Consider the following 20,406-nt stretch of genomic DNA (forward strand, 5'->3'; position numbering starts at 1 on the left):
TCAGCAGGCCGCGTGGTTGACGGTGATGACGTGGATCGCCAGGCCGCCGAGCGAGGTTTCCTTGTACTTGGCCTGCATGTCGGCGCCGGTCTGGCGCATCGTTTCGATCACTTCATCGAGGCTGACGAAATGGGTGCCGTCGCCCTTCAATGCCAGCGACGCCGCCGTAATCGCCTTGACCGCGCCCATGCCGTTACGCTCGATGCAGGGGATCTGCACCAACCCGCCGATCGGATCGCAGGTCATGCCGAGATGGTGTTCGATACCGATTTCGGCGGCGTTCTCGATCTGGTTGTTGGAACCGCCCAGCGCCGCCACCAGGCCCGCCGCCGCCATCGCGCAGGCCACGCCAACCTCACCCTGGCAACCGATTTCCGCGCCCGATATCGACGCGTTGCGCTTGCAGAGCATGCCGATGGCGGCTGCCGTCAGCATGAAATCGCGGATGCCCGTGACCGGGTCGCTCGGCTTGCAGTCTTCCGCGTAGTAGCGCAGCACCGCCGGAATGATGCCGGCCGCGCCGTTGGTCGGCGCCGTGACCACGCGCCCGCCGGCCGCGTTTTCCTCGTTGACGGCCATCGCGTACAGGCTGACCTGGTGCAGCGCGTCGTGCGGCAATTGGTTCGCCTGGCTGGCGCTGGATTGCGATTGCGTCCACAAATCGGCCGCGCGCCGCTTGACGTTCAAACCGCCCGGCAACCGGCCGGCCGTGTCCAGGCCATGGGCGATGCAGTCGCGCATAACGTGCCAGATCTTGTCGATGCCGGCGTTCAGTTCATCCTCGCTGCGCTTGCGGCGTTCGTTCGCGCGCAGCATTTGCGGGATTGTCAGGCCGCTTCTCTCGCCATGCGCCAGCAGCTGGTCCATCGTATCGAACGGGTACGGAATCGACGGAGTGTGATCTGCTCCTTCGCCGCTCGAAGGCATCTGCGGCGCTTCGCCCTCCTCCTTGATGAAGCCACCGCCGACCGAGTAATAGACCTTGCTGGTGGTGGAACCGTCGGCGCGGCTCAGTGTGAAACGCATGCCGTTGGGGTGTTCGGCGAGCGACTCGGCCATATGGAAGATCAGGTGCTTGCCCCGTTTGAACGGCACCGTGTGGGTACCCAGCAGCTTTAACTCTCCCGCCGCTTCGGCGTCGGCCAGTTGGGCGTCGACCCGGGATGGCACCACGTCCTGCGGGGTTTCGCCCATAAGGCCGAGAATCACCGCCTTGTCGGTCGCGTGGCCAATGCCGGTGAGCGCCAAGGAGCCATACAACTCGGCACTCACCTCGGTGACATCGTCCAGCGGAGCGCAGTCGAGCAGGAAGCGGCGCGCCGCCACCATCGGTCCCACCGTGTGGGAGCTCGACGGCCCGATGCCGATCTTGAACAAATCGAATACGCTCATGTCCATCAGTTGTCTCTCTTTTTATAGTGTAGATTTACGCGGCCGCATTACGCCGCTTTGCTCAGACTGACGTCGACATTGGCCAGCATGTCGGTCACCATCTCCTCGATGCCGATGCGGGCCTTCCAGCCCCAGTCGGCCGTCGCGGTGGCGTCGTCCAGGCTTTGCGGCCACGTGTCGGCGATGGCTTGGCGGCTATCCGGCTTGTAGCCGATCTTAAAGTCAGGTACGGCGCGCGTGATGGCGGCGGCCAGCTGCTCCGGGTTGAAGGACACGCCGGCGACGTTGTAGGCCGAGCGGACCTTCACCTGTTCGGCCGGCGCTTCCATCAATTCGATGGTGGCGCGGATGGCATCGGGCATGTAGATCATCGGCAGCGTGGTCTGCGGGCCGAGGAAGCACTCATAGCGCTCGCCGCGCAGCGCGGAATGGAAGATCGCGATCGCATAATCGGTGGTGCCGCCGCCCGGTGGCGACTTGTAGCTGATGATGCCAGGGTAGCGGATGCTGCGCACGTCGACGCCGTACTTGATGAAGTAATACTCGCACAGGCGCTCGCCGGCCAGCTTGCTGATGCCGTAGATCGTGGTCGGGTCCATCACCGTCGTTTGCGCCGTGTTCACGGCAGGCGTGTTCGGGCCGAAGGCGGCGATCGACGACGGCCAGAAGACCTTGAGCGGCTTGCCGATGATGCCGCGCTCGCGCGCCACTTCCAGAATGTTCAGCAGGCCGTCCATGTTCAAGGTCCAGGCCTTCAGCGGCGCCGCTTCGCCGGTGGCCGACAGCATCGCCGCCAGTTGGTACACCTGGGTGATGCCCTCCTCCGTCACCAAGGTGGACAGCGCCTGCTTGTCCAGCACATTGAGCGGCGTGTAGCGCGCCGCGTTATACAGATTGGTCGGGCTGATGTCGCTGGCGATGACGTTCTGCTCACCGTGTCTGGCGGCCAGCGCCTCCACCAGTTCACTGCCGATTTGGCCGTTGGCGCCGATGACGAGGATGCGTTGTTGTTCCATTTTGATTCCTGACTATTTTATTTTTTAAGCAGGCCAAGCTCCGTGCCCGCCTGTTCGAATGCTTTGAGCACGGTGTCCAGCTGCTCGCGGGTATGCGCGGCAGACAATTGGACACGCACGCGCGCCTGGCCCATCGGGACCACCGGGTAGAAGAAGCCGCTGAGCAGAACGCCCAGCTCATACATTCGTGCCGCGAATTTCTGGGCGACGGGCGCATCGAACAACATGACAGGAACCACAGGGTGCGTACCCGGCTTGATAGTGAAGCCGATACGCTCGATCTCCTTGCGGAAGTAGGCGGTGTTCTCGTGCAGGCGGTCGCGCAGTTCGGTCGACTGCGACAGCCGCTCCAGCACCGCCAGCGAGGCGCCGGCGATCGATGGCGCCAGCGTGTTGGAGAACAGGTAAGGACGCGATTTCTGGCGCAGCATGTCGATCACCTCCTTGCGCGCGGACGTGAAGCCGCCCATCGCGCCGCCCAGGGCCTTGCCCAGGGTACCCGTGATGATGTCGACGCGGCCCATGACGTTGTGGTGCTCGTGGGTGCCGCGGCCGGTCGCGCCCATGAAGCCGGAGGCGTGGCACTCGTCGATCATCACCAGCGCGCCGTATTTGTCGGCCAGATCGCAGATCTTGTCCAGCTGGGCGATGGTGCCGTCCATCGAGAACACGCCGTCGGTCACGATGACTTTATGGCGCTTGTCGGCGGCCGCTTGCAACTGCGCTTCCAGGTCGGCCATATCGTTGTGGGCGTAGCGGAAGCGCGCGGCTTTGCACAGGCGGATGCCGTCGATGATGGAGGCGTGGTTCAACGCGTCGGAGATGATGGCGTCGTTCTCGTCGAACAGCGGCTCGAACACGCCGCCGTTGGCGTCGAAGGCTGCCGCGTACAGGATCGTGTCCTCGGTGCCGAGGAATTTGGAGATCGCCTGCTCCAGTTGCTTGTGCACGGTCTGCGTCCCGCAGATGAAACGCACCGACGACAGGCCATAGCCGTATTTTTCGGTCGCCTCGATCGATGCCTTGGCGACCCACTCCTCGCCGGACAGGCCGAGGTAGTTGTTGGCGCACATATTGATCAGCGTACGGCCATCCTGGGCGACCACTTCGGAACCCTGGCGCGAAGCGAGCACGCGCTCCGGCTTGTACAGGCCCTGATCGCGCAATTGATCCAGGTTTTGCTGCAGGCTGCTGAAGAAGGTGCTTTTTGCTTGGTCGCTCATGATGGTCCTTGTATGTGGTACGATTTCAGCAGATTTTCACTGCGTTATAAGAAATCCGTTATGTCGAACTCAAATTCAATATATCGAATCTTACAGAGAACCAGTGAACTGCGCAAGACGGAAGCATGCGGTTCTGGCCGCGTTTTTCCGACAGATTTACTTAGAATTTAGCCTATCCGCCGAATAAAACAATGAAAACACCTGTTTCGACGAACGCACCACCCGAGGTCGGCGCCGCCCTGCAACGTCTGCGCCTCGCGCGCGGCCTCACTTTGGAAGACCTGTCTCGCATCGCGGGGGTCTCCAAGTCGATGCTGTCGCAGATCGAGCGCGAGAAGGCCAATCCGACCATCGCCATCACGTGGCGGCTATCGAACGCGCTGGGGGTGCAGATCGGCGAACTGCTGGCGACGGCGGAGAAGGAATCCGAGACCATCCGCGTGCTCGACGCACACGAGACCCCCACGCTGCCCGGCAACCATGCCGGCTACGTGCTGCGCATCCTCGGGCCGATGGAGCTGGCGGGTAAGTATGAATGGTATGAGCTGACCTTGTCGCCAGGTGGGGAGCTGGCGTCGCAAGGGCACGATCCCGGGGCGCAGGAGCATGTCACGCTGCTGCATGGATCGGTCGAAGTGGAAGTGGGTAACACCAAGAAAAAGGTCAAGCTGGGCGGCACCGCGCGCTACCCGGGCGACCAGCAGCACACCATACGCAACGTCGGCAAGACCGAGGCGAAGGCGTTATTGGTTGTTATACACCGCTGACCCGGGGCGGGTCAGCGGAGGTACGCCACTACCAGTTCGACTCCCGCTCCGGCGTGGAGCTGATGCGGTGGATTGCCAGATCGGCGCCCTGGAACTCGTCCTCGGGATCGAGGCGCAAGCCCATCGTGACTTTCAACACGCCATAGATGGCGAAGCCGCCCGCCAGCGCGATCACCACGCCCAACACCGTCCCCGCCAACTGCGCGGCGAACGACACACCGCCCATCCCGCCCAGCGCCTTCAACCCGAAGATACCTGCGGCGATCCCGCCCCAGGCGCCGCACAGGCCATGCAGCGGCCAAACGCCCAGCACATCGTCGATCTTCCACTTGTTTTGTGCGAGCGTGAACATCCAGACGAAGATGGCGCCGGCGATACCGCCCGTCACCAGAGCGCCCATCGGATGCATCAGGTCCGATCCCGCACACACCGCCACCAGTCCGGCCAGCGGCCCGTTATAAGCGAAGCCGGGATCGTTTTTCCCCATCAGCAGCGCGACCAGCGTACCGCCGACCATCGCCATCAGCGAATTGACCGCCACCAGGCCATTCATCTTGTCCAGCGACTGGGCGCTCATGACGTTGAAGCCAAACCAGCCCACCGTCAGAATCCACGCGCCCAGCGCCAGGAACGGAATCGACGACGGCGGATGCGCGGCGATCGCGCCGTTCTTCATATAGCGCCCGCGCCGCGCGCCAAGTAAAAGCACTGCCGGCAGCGCGATCCATCCGCCCACGGCATGCACCACCACCGAACCGGCGAAATCGTGGAACTCGGCGCCGAAGGCCTGCAGCAGCCACTCCTGGATGCCGAAGCGGCGGTTCCAGACGATTCCCTCAAAGAACGGATACACGAAGCCGACCAGCAGCGCGGTGGCGATCAACTGCGGATGGAAGCGCGCGCGCTCGGCGATGCCGCCCGAGATGATGGCCGGGATGGCCGCCGCGAACGTCAGCAGGAAGAAGAACTTGACCAGCTCATAGCCGTTTTTGGCCGCCAGCACGTCGGCCGAGGAGAAGAAATTGACGCCGTAGGCGATGCTGTAACCGACGAAGAAGTAAGCGATGGTCGACACCGCGAAATCCACCAGGATCTTCACCAGCGCGTTGACCTGGTTCTTCTTGCGCACGGTGCCCAACTCCAGGAACGCGAAGCCGGCGTGCATCGCCAAAATCATGATGGCGCCTAGCAAAATGAACAATGCATCGGCGCCGTCTTTGTGTAATCCCATCAAAATCACTCCCCAAAATAATGCACGATCTGAAAACCAATACGCTTATAAGCAATATTTGTTCCAGATTGGTGCAGATTTTAAGTCCATGATTTGACTGTATTTTGTTTTGGCGGCGGCGAACGCACCATGCACGTGCGCACCGAAAAATGGCATCATTTTGGTGCGCACGTTGTGGAATTACTTCCCGCCTAGATCGGTGCGCCAGGCGGAACCGGGGGCGCCGCGCGCAATTTGACGCTGCGCGGGTCCTTCAGGTAGGCGGTAATCATCTCGGCCGCTTCCTTTCGGCTAGTGGCTGTCACGCCTTTGCCGGGATTCTTTTGCAGCCATTGCGCCAGTTCGCGCACCGATTGCGTGACTTCGGCCGCCACATTCGGATGCAGCTTGCCACCGTCCAGTAGATTGAGTACCCCGTCGACCAGCACCCAGTTGGACGCAAGCTGCACCGCCTCGCCGCCAACCACCGATGCCGGCACAGGCTCGCGCTTCCAGGTCTTTTGCAGCAGCAGCGACAGCACCTCCTGCACGCCGGGCTGCTGCGCGTCGCGCGCATGCTGCCATGAGAGACGATTGACGCGGCCGGGGTCCAGCAGGAATCCAGCCGTTTGCGCGGCGCCCGCCTCCGCGATCGAGAAGGCGTCGAACACGGAACCCATGCGGGTGGCGAAGTATTCGCGGCCACGATCATGCCCCATCGCCGGTGGCGTCAGCACATCGAGCACGTTGGCGGGCAGCGCCAGATATTCGGCGCGCAGGCTGTCGGCGAGCCGGTTCAACGCCTGGCGCTGTACGTTCGCCGGCGTGACCTTGACACCCGCCTTGCCGATGCCTGCTTTGACGTCGCCGCTGGTGGTGTAGTCGAAATCGCCACCGCCGATCAGGCGCGCCACAGCCTCGCCCTGGTAGCGTTGCAGCAGGTAGACCGGCACCAGGCGCGCTTCGAGCTCGCCGATCTGGCGCGCATCCGGCAGCACGTCGACCGAAAAGGTCTGCAGCGCGCGCTGGCGCACGGCGCCAAGTTGATCCCAAGTCTTGATCGTATCCGGGCCGAAGTCCCACAGCAGGCCGTCCGGGTGGCTGGCGCCCGGCGTGCGGTCGTCCTGATCGCTGGAGTACAACAGGCCGGCGGCCTTGGCGTCGCCCCGCAGTTTGGCCAGCGCGGCCTGCTCCTGCGCGCCGCCGCCGAAATCTCCATAGACGTATTTGACGATGTAATCGTCCCACGGGCCGACGCCCACGCCATACGCGTCGGCCAGGTCGACTTCGCCCTGGGCGTTGAGTTTCAGGATCGGATGCGGATAGTCCATCACCGAGCCGTTGCCATTGCCGCTGCGGCTGGCGGCGAAGTTGTGCGCGAAGCCCAGTGTATGACCGACTTCGTGCGCCGACAATTGGCGCAGGCGCGCCAATGCCATCTCCTCGGCCAGCTTGTGTTTGTCCGCCGGTGCGTTTTTTCCGTAAGGCGCGAGCAGGCTTTCGGCGATCAGGATGTCCTGCCGCACGCGCTGCGATCCGAGCGTGACGGCGCCGCGAATAATCTCGCCGGTGCGCGGATCGGCCAGCGCGTTCCCGTAGGACCAGCCGCGCGTGGCGCGGTGCACCCAGTGGATCACGTTGTAGCGGATGTCCATGGCGTCGACGCCTTCGGGCAGCAGCTCGACCCGGTAGGCATCCTTGAAGCCGGCCTTTTCGAAGGCGCTGGCCCACCATGAGGCGCCCTGCAGCAGCGCGCTGCGCACCGGTTCCGGCGCGCCCCGGTCGACGTAGTACACGATCGGTTTCTTGACCGTGCTGACCGCCGCCGACGGATCGGTCTTTTCGAGCCGGTGCCGCACCTGCCAGTGCACGTCGATGCTGCTGGCCAGCGGCGTGGCGAAGTCGTAGTAGTTGACGTCGAAGCCGCCGGAGAACGGATGATAGCTGCGCGGCCGCCAGCCAGCCTGGCCGTCGATCTTCGGCAGGCGCACCATGCTGATACGCTGGCGCATCGACAGGCTGACGGGATCGGCGGCGACTTGACGCACGTATTCCGCCTGGCCAGGTCCGGCGAAGGTCAGCAGCGATTCGAGTTCCACATTGTCGGGAAAGGCTTTGGCCTGTTCGGCCAGCACCGCGCTGCGCGCCGCATCGACCTGATAGGCGCCTTGTTTGGCAGCCGCCAGCCGGGCGGCGATGCCGTGGCGGTCGGCCAGCAGGAAGCTGGAGAAGTCGACCAGGTGCGCGCCGCCGTCGCTGGCGAGGATCTCGCCCGACCACAGCACGGCGCTGGCGAACGATTCCTTGACGGCGGCCCGTTCGTCCTTGTCCGCCGACGCAGCGATGTAGGCCGTGTTGTCCTGCACCAGAAACAGCTTGGCGCCATGCTTTTCGAAACGGACCATGCGCATGTCGCCGGCCTGTCCCCGATCAAGGCCGACATCATTCGAGCCCAGTGCGTATGGCAGGGAACTCAGTAGCAGGAATGGCTGCTCCAGCGACGCCACCGACAGCAGCACCCTGCCCTTGGCCGCGTCGCGCCAGACGTCGATGAAGCCCGGTTGCGATTGCAGGCCGCGCGTGACGTCCGCAACCGATTTGGCGGACGCCGACGCGCCGCCGGAATTGTTGGATTGCGCCAGCGCCGGCGCCACCGGCGCAGCGCCCAACATTATGAGAGCGAGCAGCAGTGGCCCGGCGGCTGGCGCGGCCCTCATTGCGAGCCCGCCGCCTTGACAGCCGCCGTCGCCGGCCCTGCGGTGGTTTGCACCGCCGGCGTCGCGCCATCCATTTGCAGCGCGCGGCTCAGGAAGCCCCAGCGATCCGCCACTTCCTCGATCTGCTTGGTGGTCGGCTTGCCGGCGCCGTGGCCGGCCTTGGTGTCGATCCGGATCAGGATCGGCGCAGCACCGGCCTGGTCGGCCTGCGCGGTGGCGGCGAACTTGAAGCTGTGCGCCGGCACCACGCGGTCGTCATGGTCGGCGGTGGTGATCATCGTCGCCGGATAGCAGGTGCCCTTTTTCAGGTTGTGCAGCGGCGAATACTTGACCAGCGCCTTGAACTCCTCGGCGTTGTCGGAAGAGCCGTAGTCCGATGTCCACGCCCAGCCGATGGTGAATTTGTGGAAGCGCAGCATATCGAGCACGCCCACCTGCGGGATCGCGGCGGCGAACAACTCCGGGCGCTGCGTCATCGCCGCGCCGACCAGCAGGCCGCCGTTGCTGCCGCCGCCGATCGCCAGCTTGGCCGGCGACGTCACCTTGTGCGCGATCAGCCATTCGGCCGCGCCGATAAAGTCGTCGAACACGTTCTGCTTTTGCAGCTTGGTGCCCGCCTCGTGCCACGATTCGCCATACTCGCCGCCGCCGCGCAGATTGGCCATGACGTAGACGCCGCCCATCTCCAGCCACGCCAGGTTGGCGACCGAGAACGACGGCGTCAGCGAGACATTGAAGCCGCCGTAGCCATACAGGTAGGTCGGATTGCTGCCATCGAGCTTCAAACCCTTTTTGGCGACGATGAACATCGGCACCTTGGTGCCGTCACGGCTGGTGAAGAACTCCTGGCGCGTCTCGAAGCCGGCCGGATCGAAGTCCACCTTCGGCTGGCGGTACACGCTGCTCTTGTTGGCCTTCAGGTCATAGCGGTAGATCGTCGTGGGCGTGGTGAAGCTGGTGTACGAGTAGAAGGTCTCGGTGTCGACGCGTTTGCCGCTAAAGCCGCCGGCGGTGCCCAGGCCCGGCAGTTCGATATCGTGCAGCGGTTTGCCTTTCAGGTCGAACACCTTCACCAGGCTATGCGCATCGCTCAGGTAGTCCACCAGCAGCTGGTTGTTGACGACGGACGCCGACACCAGCGTGTTGGAGCTTTCCGGCACGATCTGCTTCCAGTTCAGCACCGCCGGCTTGCGCGTGTCGATGCTGACGATGCGGCCGCGTGGCGCGTTGCGCTCGGTGTGGAACCAGAACACCGGCCCGTCGTTGCCGACGAAGTTGTAGACGGCGTCGAAATCCTCCAGCAAGCCGACGACCTTGGAATCCTTGCGGCTCAAGTCCTTGTAGAACACCCGGTTCTTGTTCTCGGTGCCTTGCGACGCCGTGATGATCAGATAGCGGCCATCCTGGGTCACGTCGGCGCTAAAGCCCCAGTCCTTGTGGTCCGGGCGGTCGTAGACCAGCGTGTCGGCGCTTTGCGGCGTGCCCAGTTTGTGGAAGTACAGCTTCTGGAAGTAGTTCACGTCGGCGAGTTTGGTCGCTTCCTTGGGCTCGTCGTAGCGGCTGTAGAAGAAACCGGAACCGTCGTGCAGCCACGCGGTGTTGGAGAACTTGACCCACTTGATATGGTCTTCGACGTCCTTGCCGCTGTCGATGTCGCGCACCTTGATCTCGTTCCAGTCGGAGCCCGATGCGGCGGTGCTGTAGGCGAGGTATTTGCCGTTCGGGCTCACGGCCAGTCCGGCCAGGGCCACGGTGCCGTCGGCGGCCAGCTTGTTCGGATCGAGCAGCAGGCGCGGCACGTCGGCCAGCGTTTTCATCGTGTAGAGCACCGACTGGTTTTGCAGGCCGTCGTTGCGGCTATAAAAATAGCGTCCGCCTTCCTTGAACGGGACGCTGAAACGCTCGAAGTTCCACAGCTTGGTCAGGCGCGTCTTGATCGCCTCGCGGCCTGGGATCTGCGACAGGTAGCCTTGCGTGAGCTTGTTCTGGGCGTCGACCCAATCCTTGGTGTCGGCGCTGTTGGCGTCCTCCAGCCAGCGATACGGATCGGCCACTTTAACGCCGTGGTAATCGTCGGTCTGGTCGACCGTACGGGTGGTCGGGTAGGTCAGCGCGGCGCCGGTGGTGGCGCAGGTCTGCGCCATGGCACCTTGTGCCAGCAGGACGGCGGCCGCCAGTGCGGCGCGTTTCAATTGCTTCATGCGTAATTCCGTGGGTCGTGAGTTGATATATCGATGATAGCTTGCCTTGTGACAAATAAGCAACGCTAGGCAGGCGATCTCATCGTGTTTTATTCGGCGCGCAGCACCCGGTCCGTGGTGACGATGCGGACGTCGTGCATCTGGTCGAGGTAAGCTTCCAGATACGCTTTGTGGGAGGCGCCGACCACCACCAGCATGCGAACGCCGGGGCGCGTGCTCATCGCGTCGCGGATGTTGGAGGCCATCCGCAGATTGCGCGTCTCCCAGTAGGCGACGTAGCCGCGCCCATAGTGCCGCGGTGAGGGTTCCTCCAGCGCCGCGCCGAAGTCGCTGCGGAAGGCCTGCTCCGGGTAAGCGGCGTCGTTATAGGCGCGATACATGGTCAATATATCCCCGGGGGTATTGAGTCGGCTTTCAAGTTGATCCGATTGCTTTCCACGGGCGGCGGTATAGGGGTTGTCCCACGCCTTGGAAATCGCCTCGCCGGCGGCTTTTTCATCTTCAGTCGGACCATCCGCCGTGTGGTCGTCCATCGCCCAGACGCGTTCCAGCCCGCTGCGCGCGGCCACCACGGCGGCGATCCGATAGCTCTCATCGCGCCGTTCCGACAGCCCATTCAACATCGGCACCAGGCTTTCCGGCAGGCCGTCGCCGGCATGGCGCTCCGCGTCCGGAAGACGCAACCACTGTACCAGGGCGGAGGCCCGCTCGCCGCCCGCGAGGAACAAGGCGGCCAGCTTGCGCCGCTGCGCCGACGACGGCGCCGCCGGCCATGCCAACAGCAGACGTTCGGCTTGGGCATTCGCTTCCGGCACATTGACGCCGGTTGCGGCGTTGGCGGGCGCCGGGTCCCAACAATAGGTCTTGACCGAATCGGCATAGCGTTGCGGATAGCTGCGCAGATACGCGCACTGCATGCCGGACAGCGATTCGATGGCGACGGCTTGCGGTTTCCATTCCATCAGCCTGTCTGTCAATAATGCGAACCTGGTCATGTCGACGGTCTTGGGCATCTGGGACAGGTGCGGCGAGCCAAGCACCATCACCTCGTTGGGCCGACCGTTTTTCAGCTTGTGGGCACCCGGCGCGAACGGCGGCGCGGTGTCGGCGGCGAAGACCGGGGCATGGCAGGCGGCGGCGATCAATACGGTCGTGAATAGACGGTGCATACAGGCTCCTGAAATGGGATTCGGGCAGTGTATGCGAGAGACGGCTGCGTCGAGGCAGGGCTTGCGACGCACGGCAAAATCGCTTGCATGAAATGCAAATATCGGCGACAGGCCGAAAGCGTGATTTAGATGAACACGTGGTTCGGGGCCACCGAGACAGCCGGCGCCTGCCACTTCTCGAGCCACGCGATCAACTGGTCGCCAGGGATCGGGCGGCTCATGAAGTAGCCCTGCCCCTGGTCGCAACCGAGGCCCGCCAGCAGTCGCCACACCGCTTCGCTCTCGATACCCTCGGCCACCACGCGCAAGCCCATGTTGTGACCCAGGTCGATGGTCGAGCGCACGATCTTGGTGTCGCCTTCATCGTGCTCCATATTGAGCACGAACGATTTGTCGATCTTGAGCTCATTGACCGGCAGCCGTTTGAGGTACGCCAGCGACGAATAGCCGGTGCCGAAATCGTCGATCGACAGATCGAAACCCATGGCGCTGAGGCGCTCCAGCGTGGTTTGCGCCCGCACCGGATCGTCCATGATGGCGCTTTCGGTGATCTCGAGGCAGAACGAGCCGGGAGCCAGTTTGTGGCGCACCAGCAGGTCGGCGAATTTGGCCGGCAGGTCCTGGTCCAGCAAATCGCGCGTGGACAGGTTGACCGATATCTTCAGATGATGGCCCTTGGCCGCCAGCTCCTGGCACAGCTCCGCCGAGCGCTCCATCACCCAGCGCGTGAGCACGCGGATAAAGCCGGTCTGCTCGGCGAACGGAATGAACTCGTCCGGGAACACGTTGCCGCGTTCCGGATGCACCCAGCGCACCAGCGCCTCCATGCCGACCACCTTGCCGGTATCGAGCATGATCTTGGGCTGCACGTGCAGGCGGAACTCGTTGCGCTCGATGGCGTTGCGCAGCTCCGTCAGCAGCGACAGGCTCTTTTCGCTGGATTTGTCCATCGCCGCGTCGTAGACCACGGCGCCGTCGTTGCGCTGCTTGGCCGCGTACATCGCCACCTCGGCCATGCTGAGCAAGGCCTCGCCGTCGCTGCCGTGGATCGGGTAACCGGCGATTCCCAGGCCGGCGCCGATGTCGACCATCTGTTCTTCCAACGACAGCGGCGTCTCCAGCGCCTGCAGGATTTCGGCCGCCATGCGCTGCGCCGCCTCGACATCGGACGCCGGCAGCAGCACCGCGAATTCGTCGCCGCCCAGCCGCGCCACCTGCGCCGACGATTGCCGCCGGTTCGCCAGCAGCAGTTGCAGGCGGCCGGCCACCTGGCGCAGCAGCGCGTCGCCGAAGCTGTGGCCCATCACATCGTTGACGTGCTTGAAGCGGTCCAGGTCCATCATCAGCACGAACACGGCTTCCTCGCGTTTTCGCGCATCCTCCATCGCGTCGTTCAGCAGCAGCAGGAACTGGGCGCGGTTGGGCAGATTGGTCAGCGTGTCCCAGTACGCCAGGCGGCGGATTTCCTGTTCGCGCTTGGCGATCCCCTCGCGCATCGCATCGAAGGCGTGGGCCAGCGCGCCGATTTCGTCTTCGCGGCTGGTGTCGATCTGGCCTTTGTAGTCGCCCTGCTCCAGGCGTTTGGCGGTATCGGCCAACTCGCTGATCGGCTGGGCGATGCGCTTGGCGGTGAAGATGATGGCCAGCGCCGAGATGGCGATGCCGCCGGCGGTGAGGAGGATCAGCCAGCGCTCCAGGCGCGCGTATTCGGCGGTCGCCTCGTCGATCGAGCGCGCCAGCAGCACGCTGGCGGTCTGCCCGCCGTCCTGGCCGATCGACATCAGGCGCGCGCTATAGCGGCCGGTTTCCACCTCGATGTCGAACGGTCCGGTGGGCGCGGCCGGCAACGCCTGCAACTGGTCGACCACCGATTGCGCCGAAGCGCCGACGTAGGTGGAACCTGCCGACATCCATTTGCCCTGCGGGTCGCGCGTCAGCACGGTGGTGTGCAGGGAGCTGACCTCGCGCATCTCGCTGGCCAGTTGGCGGTCGATCGGGAATGTCATCACGATCCAGCCGATGGTGACCGGCGCCTTGACCGGCATGACGACGATCTGGTACGGGCGGCGCTCGATGATGGCGATGCCATTGGCGCCGTCGGCCGCTTCGGCCGCGTCGAGCATGCTGACGGCCATTTTCTCCAGGCCCGCTGCCTGCGTGGTGTTGGTCGATACGCTGATCTTGCGCTCGGCGCTGATCAGCATCGTCAACGAAGCCTTGATGCGGCGGCCGCTGTTGGCCAGCGCCGATTCGATGGTGGCGCGGTCGCCTTCGTCGTTGTTGCCGATGGCGGCCAGGAACGCGGTGTCGCGCGCCAGCAGGCGGGCGCCGAAGCGCAGGCTCTGGGCGTTTTGATCGAGCAGGCGGCGGAACACCTTGGTGCCGTTATTGAGTTCCCCGGCGATGGCAAGGCGCGCGTTGTTGTCGATGCCGCGCTGGATCACCACCAGGCCGACCAGCTGCACGGCGACGATCAGGACCAGGAACAGCGCGACGATCCGGCTTTCCAGGCTGCGAAAACGCATACGCATGCTCGGGGCGATCCTTTAGTAGGCCGACGACGTGGCGTCGGCAGCCGGAGGCTTCATCGGCAGTTTGAACGTGGCCGTCGACATCGCGTCGCCCGCCTTCACAGTCAACACCTGCTCGGGTGTGGCGCCGCCGACGGTGTTGTAGTGCCAGGCTTTGACCACGTACTTGCCGCCGGCCGGCAGCGCGATGCGCGCCGCGCCGGCGGCGTCGGTCTTGGCGAAGTATGGCGTGTCGACGATCTTGACGTAGGCGAGCATCTTGTCGTGGATGTTACAGCCCAGGACCACGGTGCCGGCCTTGTCGAACACCTGCGGCGCCGCCGACTCGCCCGAATACAGTTTTTGGTCGAACTTGTGCGCGGCCGAAAACGAATAGATGTGGTGGCGGACCTTGTCGTTGTTCGGAAAGGATACTTTGCTGCCGGTCTGCACGACGGTGACCAGCGGCATGAACTTCAAACTCTTTTGCTCGATCTGCCCGCTGGCTGGCGCCTTGCCGGGGGCCGGGGCGGTCTCCGCCTCGATGTAGACCACCGTATCGGCTAGCGGATTGCCAGCCGCGTCCTGTACCTGCACGGTGACCCCGGTCGCCCCCGCCGAAGCGGTGCTCAAGAACATCAGACTAAAAACGAGGCGACGGCTATTAAGACTGTACATGGTAGGCCCGGGGAACACTTGGTCTGACTATTGTAGCGCGACAACAATGTGACATGGAAATACTTATTGCGCCACAGGACAAAATTCATGAGGCCGTCACAAACACATCATAGAATCGTACAGTTAAACCCACATTTCGCAAGCGCTAATCGTGAAAACCGCCAGCAAACCGCTGCATCGTAGCAACGCCGCACCCGCCGTGGTGACCTACATCAGGCCCGAACTCGAGGACGAGGAGGCAGTGTTGCGCGCCCATTTATACGATATCCTCGCGCGCCGCCAGCTCAGCGCGCTGTTCCAACCGATCGTCAACCTGCAGAACGGCGACATCATCGCCTACGAGGGGTTGATACGGGGGCCGTCGGACAGCCCCCTGCACTCGCCGATGAGCCTGTTCAAGGTGGCGCGCGCCAGCGGGCTGACGGTGCAGGTCGAGCACCTGTGCCGCCAGGTGATCCTGGAGCGCTTTGCCGAGCTGGAACTGCCGGGCAAGCTGTTTCTCAACGTGAGCCCCGAATGCCTGCTGCAGCGCGACGCCCGCCCCGGCGAGACGCTGGAATACATCCATCACATCGGCATCAACCCCGAGCGCGTGATCATCGAGCTGACCGAGAACCAGCCGACCTACGACTATGAGCTGATGCGCGAGGCGGTGCGGCACTACCGCGACATGGGCTTCCAGATCGCCATCGACGATCTGGGCGAAGGGTTCTCCAGCCTGCGCCTGTGGTCCGAGTTGCGGCCGGAGTATGTCAAGATCGACATGCATTTCATCCAGGGGATCAATAACGATCCGGTGAAGCTGCAATTCGTGCGCTCGATCCAGGAGATCGCCGAGAAGTCGAACACCCTGGTCATCGCCGAAGGCATCGAAACCCAAGCCGAACTGCTGGTGATCCGCGATGTCGGCGTCGCCAACGGCCAGGGCTATCATCTGGGACGGCCGCATCCGCAACCGGCGCGCTCGGCCCCGGCCGAGGTGGTCAAGGCGCTGGCGCGCACCGGTGTCGCCGTGTATCCCCGGCGCGGCGCCGAAAAGAACGCCGCCACCATCCTCAAACTGCTCAACGAAGTGCAGACCGTTCCGTCGAGCATGACCAACAACGAGGTCTACGAGATCTTCTTGAAGGAACCCAAGCTGCTGATCATTCCGGTGGTCGACGGCGATGAGCCGCAGGGACTGATCAGCCGCTTCGAGATGATCGACCACTTCGCCCGGCCCTACCAGCGCGAGCTGTACGGCAAGAAGTCGTGCCGGCAGTTCATGGACGCCACGTCCTTGATCGCCGAGCAGGACACCACCTTGCAAGAGCTGAGCTTCCGCATGGTGCAGGCCGACGCCCACCACCTGTTCAACGGCTTCATCATCACCGACCGGGGCCGCTACCTGGGCTTGGGCACCGGCCACGACCTGATGCGCGAGATCACGCAGATGCAGATCAACGCGGCGCGCTACGCCAATCCGCTGACCCAACTGCCGGGCAATGTGCCGATCAACGAACACATCGACCGGCTGCTGGAGAGCGGCACGCGTTTCTGGGCCTGTTATGTCGACCTCGACCATTTCAAACCGTTCAACGATGTCTACGGCTACCGGCGGGGCGACGACGTCATCCAGCTGACTGGCAACATGCTCAGCGAGCGCTGCGACGCCAACCGCGACTTCGTCGGCCATATCGGCGGCGACGATTTCATGGTGTTGTTCCAGAGCGAAGATTGGGAGGCGCGTTGCCAGGGCATCCTGGCGGATTTCGAGCAGAATGTGCAGGCGTTCTACAGCCTCGAGGACCGCGAGCGCGGCGGCTACCTGAGCGAGGACCGGCAGGGAAAGAAAGTGTTCTATTCGTTGATGAGTCTGTCAATCGGCGTGATCCGCGTCGATCCGCGCCAGTATTACACGCACCACCAGATCGCCACGGCAGCGGCCGAATCCAAGCGCCAAGCCAAGAAAATCCACGGCAACAGCCTGTTCCTCGACCGCCGGCAGCAGCCGCAGGGTTAGCTAAACGGTTGCATCATCGCGGTCGCTCGCGCACCGGCACGGCCCTGCGGTGCTGCGCGCGCCAGCGGCGCACCAGCTCCTGCGCTTCGACGATCGCTTCCGGCGTCATGTCGAGCGCCACCTTCTTGCGGTTGCTGGCCGCCGCGACATCGCCGGCGTCGGCCGCCAACGTCAGCCACATGAACGAGCGCGACGCGTCGCGTTTGACGCCGCGCCCGCTGCCATACATGCCGCCCAGATTGAACTGCGCCAACGCGTGACCCTGCTCGGCCGCCTTGCCATACCATTTGACGGCGTGCACATCGTCCTGGGCAACCCCCAGGCCGTTGGCGTACATTACGCCCAGGTTGTTCTGCGCGCTGGCGTCGCCCTGGTCGGCCGCGCTGCGATACCAGGCCACCGCGCGCGCATCGTCCTTGGCCACGCCATGACCATTGGCGTACATCACGCCGACATTGAACTGCGCGTTCGGCGCGCCCTGCTCGGCCGCCATCCGGTACCACTCCAGCGCGCGCTGCTCGTCGCGGCAGACGCCGCGTCCGCGCGCATACATGCCGCCCAGGTTGTACTGCGCCAGCACATGGCCGGACTCGGCCGCGCGCCGATACCAGGAAAAAGCCAGCTCGTCGTCGCGGTCGACGCCCTTGCCGTTGGCCAACATGATGCCCAGATTGAACTGGGCGTCGGCGTCCTCCTGCTCGGCCGCGCGCGTCAACCATGCATAAGCCCGCAACTGGTCGGCCGGCACGCCCAAGCCCTCCGAATACGCGACCCCGACCAGGCGCTGCGCCACCGCGTCGCCTTGCGCGGCGGCTTGCCGCAACCACGCCAGCGCCTGCGTATCGTTGCGCGCGACGCCGTGTCCATGCTTGTACATCAGTCCGAGATTGAGCTGGGCGTTGGCGTCGTTTTGCAGCGCGGCCTTGCGGAACCACGCCAGCGCCAACGGATAGTTGCGGCGCACGCCGGTGCCGTGCACATAGGCCTCGCCCAGCAAGGTTTGCGCGCTGGCGATGCCCTGCTCCGCCGCGCGGTAGAACCAGGACAGCGCGATCTCGTCGCTGCGCGCGACGCCGCGCCCCCTTTTATACATTTGCCCGAGATTTTGCTGGGCCGAAGCGTCGCCTTGCTGGGCGGCGGCGCGAAACCAGCGCACCGCCTCCTTGTCGTTATTGGGGACGCCCCGGCCGTTGTAGTACATCACACCGAGATGATTCTGGGCGAACGCCAGCCCCTGCTCCGCAGCCTTGTGCATCCAATGGAAGGCCCGATTGTCTTCCCGCGCCACGCCCTGGCCTTTTTTATAGACCATGGCAAGATTGAATTGCGCGTAGGGATTACCTCGCTCGGCCGCCTCCTTGTACCACACATAACTGTCGTAGCCATCTCTGGCGGAGCTCTGGTTTTTCATCGCGCACCCCTTGCCAACACTGCAACTATGTTGACTAAAGTGTAAGCTCGATAGTGACTTCAGATTTGAGCGTCGTCAAACGAGTGATGATGAAATGCTATCGTTTAAGCCTAAACTTACTGAGGGGACTGTTTTTGAAGGAATTGGTGCACTTTGGCGGCCGCCAGCTTGTTTACCGAGACGAGCAGGGCCGGATCGACGCCGGCGATGCCATAGGTCGAACCGATGTGTTTACCGATGTGTATCAGCACTTCGGCCGCCACTTCGGCGTCGGACTCGGCCCGGTGGGCCGCGCTTTTGAAACGGATGCCCAACTGCCCCGACAGATTGCCGAGCTTGTAGCTGGCCAGGTTCGGGAACACCCGGCGCGACAGCTTGAGCGAGCACACCAGCGCTTGATGGCCGGGCGTCAGGTTGAGCCGGGCCGCCTCGGCGCGCAGGAACTTCTCGTCGAAGCTGGCGTTGTGGGCCGACAGCGCGTCGCCGCCGATAAAGTCGAGCAGGTCGGGGACCACGCGCGAGACCGGCGGCGCGTTGTCGACCATAGACTGGGTGATGCCGGTCAGGCCGGTGATAAACGAGGGAATGCGCACGTTGCAGTTGATCAGGGACACGTAGCGCTCGACGATGCGTCCGCCGACGATGCGCAACGCCGCCACCTCGGTGATGCGGTCGCCCATGTCCGGCGACAGGCCGGTGGTCTCGAAGTCGAGCATGACGATGGATTTGTCGAGCATTTGCGTCCCTGTCTATCTACTTAGCCGAATTTGCGCACGGCGTCGAGCGCCAGCCCGGCGCCGATGCTGCCGAACAGGTCGCCTTCGACCTTGCGCGCGGCCGGCACCAGCGCGCCGATGCGCTCGCGCAGCATGCGCACGCCGCTCGAGCCGCCGGTGAAAAAGACGGTGTCGACATCGGCCGGTCCGACGCCGGCGTCGCGCAGCAGGCTCAGCACGGTATTTTCAACCGAGCCCACCAGATGGTCGATCGAGGCGTCGAACTGCGCGCGGTCGAGCTCCAGGTTGACCGCCGGCGACAAGCGGTCCAGCTCCAGCCGCACCTTGACGTCGCCGGACAAGGCGATCTTGCCCTCCTCCACCTTCATCGCCAGCCAATGGCCGGCGCGCTCGTCGATCAGGCGCTGCAGGCGGCCCAGCTTTTCCTGCTCGGCCGAATCGCGCAACAGGTCAGACAACTGGGTCCACATCTTCTTGGTGTAGGCCTGGTTGATCGTGTGCCAGGTGGCCAGGTTGAAGAAATAGCTCGACGGCACTTCGCTGTTGTTGCGCAGGCGGCTGCCGTAGCCCAGCAACGGCATCACCGAGGACAGGCTCAGGTATTTATCGAAGTCGGTACCGCCGATGTGCACGCCGCCGTTGGCGAGGATGTCGTCGCGCCGCTCGGTCTTTTTGGCGCGCGCGGGCGACAGGCGCACCAGCGAAAAGTCCGACGTCCCGCCGCCGATGTCGGCGATCAACACCAGTTCCTCGCGGTCGATCTGCGACTCGTAGTCGAACGCGGCGGCGATCGGCTCGAACTGGAAGGCGATGTCCTTGAACCCGACCGAACGGGCGACCTCGGCCAAGGTATCCTCGGCCAACTGATCGTTTTCCTTGCTGTCGTCGATGAAATGCACCGGCCGGCCGAACACCGCCGACGTGAATTCGCGCCCGGCCGACTGCTCCGCGCGCAGCTTGACCTCGCCGATGAACTGGGCCAGCAACATCCGGAACGGCAGCGCGCGGCCGCCCACCTCGGTCTGACCGTCGATCAGACTGGTCCCGAGCAAACTCTTCAGCGAGCGCATCAAGCGCCCCTCATAGCCGGCCAGATATTCGGCCAGCGCCGCACGTCCAAAGGTGACCTGTTCGTCTTCCGCGTTGAAGAAGACGACCGACGGCAAGGTGGTCTTGCCGTCCTCAAGCCCCAACATCACGGACTGGCCGGGACGCACCCAGCCGACCGTGGAATTTGACGTGCCGAAATCGACGCCGCAAGCATTGGCCATGTCGACCCTTCACACGTAATAAAGGGGCGTTATGCTATCAGAAAAACGCCCTCATCAGGGAAAATTGCTGTGCCACCACACCGAATACGTAATTTCCACATA

14 protein-coding genes are annotated in these 20,406 nt (G+C 63.8%); 2 read left to right on the forward strand and 12 right to left on the reverse strand.

Translation table 11 applies throughout. The features are described from left to right. Genes NHH73_17325 through NHH73_17335 form a run of 3 tightly spaced genes read right to left on the reverse strand, consistent with a single transcriptional unit; the run spans position 1 to position 3,631 of the window. Entirely contained in the window at positions 1-1,398 is a 1,398-nt protein-coding gene (locus NHH73_17325) for an L-serine ammonia-lyase (GenBank protein USX24381.1), read from the reverse strand. A 41-nt stretch (positions 1,399-1,439) separates the two neighbouring features. Next, positions 1,440-2,408, reverse strand: a complete 969-nt coding sequence (locus NHH73_17330) for an NAD-dependent epimerase/dehydratase family protein (protein ID USX24382.1) — start codon at positions 2,406-2,408, stop codon at positions 1,440-1,442. Positions 2,409-2,425: 17 nt separating this feature from the next. Further along, entirely contained in the window at positions 2,426-3,631 is a 1,206-nt protein-coding gene (locus NHH73_17335; protein USX24383.1) for a glycine C-acetyltransferase, read from the reverse strand. 191 nt (positions 3,632-3,822) lie between these two features. Between NHH73_17335 and NHH73_17340 the strand changes: the two genes are divergently transcribed. Then, on the forward strand, positions 3,823-4,398 hold the full coding sequence (locus tag NHH73_17340; protein USX24384.1) for an XRE family transcriptional regulator: 576 nt from the start codon (positions 3,823-3,825) through the stop codon (positions 4,396-4,398). Positions 4,399-4,426: 28 nt separating this feature from the next. Here NHH73_17340 and NHH73_17345 read toward each other — a convergent pair whose 3' ends face one another. From NHH73_17345 to NHH73_17370, 6 genes are all read right to left on the reverse strand, one after another. Further along, positions 4,427-5,629, reverse strand: a complete 1,203-nt coding sequence (locus NHH73_17345; GenBank protein ID USX24385.1) for an ammonium transporter — start codon at positions 5,627-5,629, stop codon at positions 4,427-4,429. Positions 5,630-5,820: 191 nt separating this feature from the next. Then, a complete protein-coding gene (locus tag NHH73_17350; GenBank protein ID USX24386.1) occupies positions 5,821-8,280 on the reverse strand; it encodes a zinc-dependent metalloprotease in 2,460 nt (819 codons plus the stop codon). Positions 8,281-8,321: 41 nt separating this feature from the next. After that, positions 8,322-10,526, reverse strand: coding sequence for a prolyl oligopeptidase family serine peptidase (locus NHH73_17355; GenBank protein ID USX24387.1), 2,205 nt, complete (start codon positions 10,524-10,526; stop codon positions 8,322-8,324). An 89-nt stretch (positions 10,527-10,615) separates the two neighbouring features. Next, positions 10,616-11,695, reverse strand: a complete 1,080-nt coding sequence (locus tag NHH73_17360; protein USX24388.1) for a DUF5694 domain-containing protein — start codon at positions 11,693-11,695, stop codon at positions 10,616-10,618. A 125-nt stretch (positions 11,696-11,820) separates the two neighbouring features. Continuing rightward, a complete protein-coding gene (locus tag NHH73_17365) occupies positions 11,821-14,226 on the reverse strand; it encodes an EAL domain-containing protein (protein ID USX24389.1) in 2,406 nt (801 codons plus the stop codon). A 15-nt stretch (positions 14,227-14,241) separates the two neighbouring features. Then, entirely contained in the window at positions 14,242-14,844 is a 603-nt protein-coding gene (locus NHH73_17370; protein USX24390.1) for a methylamine utilization protein, read from the reverse strand. Between the two features lie 283 nt (positions 14,845-15,127). Between NHH73_17370 and NHH73_17375 the strand changes: the two genes are divergently transcribed. Then, on the forward strand, positions 15,128-16,885 hold the full coding sequence (locus NHH73_17375) for a GGDEF domain-containing protein (protein ID USX29647.1): 1,758 nt from the start codon (positions 15,128-15,130) through the stop codon (positions 16,883-16,885). 13 nt (positions 16,886-16,898) lie between these two features. On the opposite strand, the gene NHH73_17380 is transcribed toward NHH73_17375, so the two are convergent. From NHH73_17380 to NHH73_17390, 3 genes are all read right to left on the reverse strand, one after another. Beyond that, complete coding sequence (locus NHH73_17380; protein ID USX24391.1) at positions 16,899-18,296, reverse strand: sel1 repeat family protein; 1,398 nt, start codon at positions 18,294-18,296, stop codon at positions 16,899-16,901. 116 nt (positions 18,297-18,412) lie between these two features. After that, positions 18,413-19,033 (reverse strand): 3'-5' exonuclease, encoded by a 621-nt coding sequence (locus NHH73_17385; GenBank protein ID USX24392.1) that lies wholly within the window; start codon positions 19,031-19,033, stop codon positions 18,413-18,415. A gap of 20 nt (positions 19,034-19,053) precedes the next feature. Further along, complete coding sequence (locus NHH73_17390) at positions 19,054-20,304, reverse strand: Hsp70 family protein (GenBank protein USX24393.1); 1,251 nt, start codon at positions 20,302-20,304, stop codon at positions 19,054-19,056. Positions 20,305-20,406 lie beyond the last annotated feature (102 nt).

The organism is Oxalobacteraceae bacterium OTU3CINTB1, from assembly GCA_024123955.1.
Lineage (GTDB): Bacteria > Pseudomonadota > Gammaproteobacteria > Burkholderiales > Burkholderiaceae_D > Rugamonas.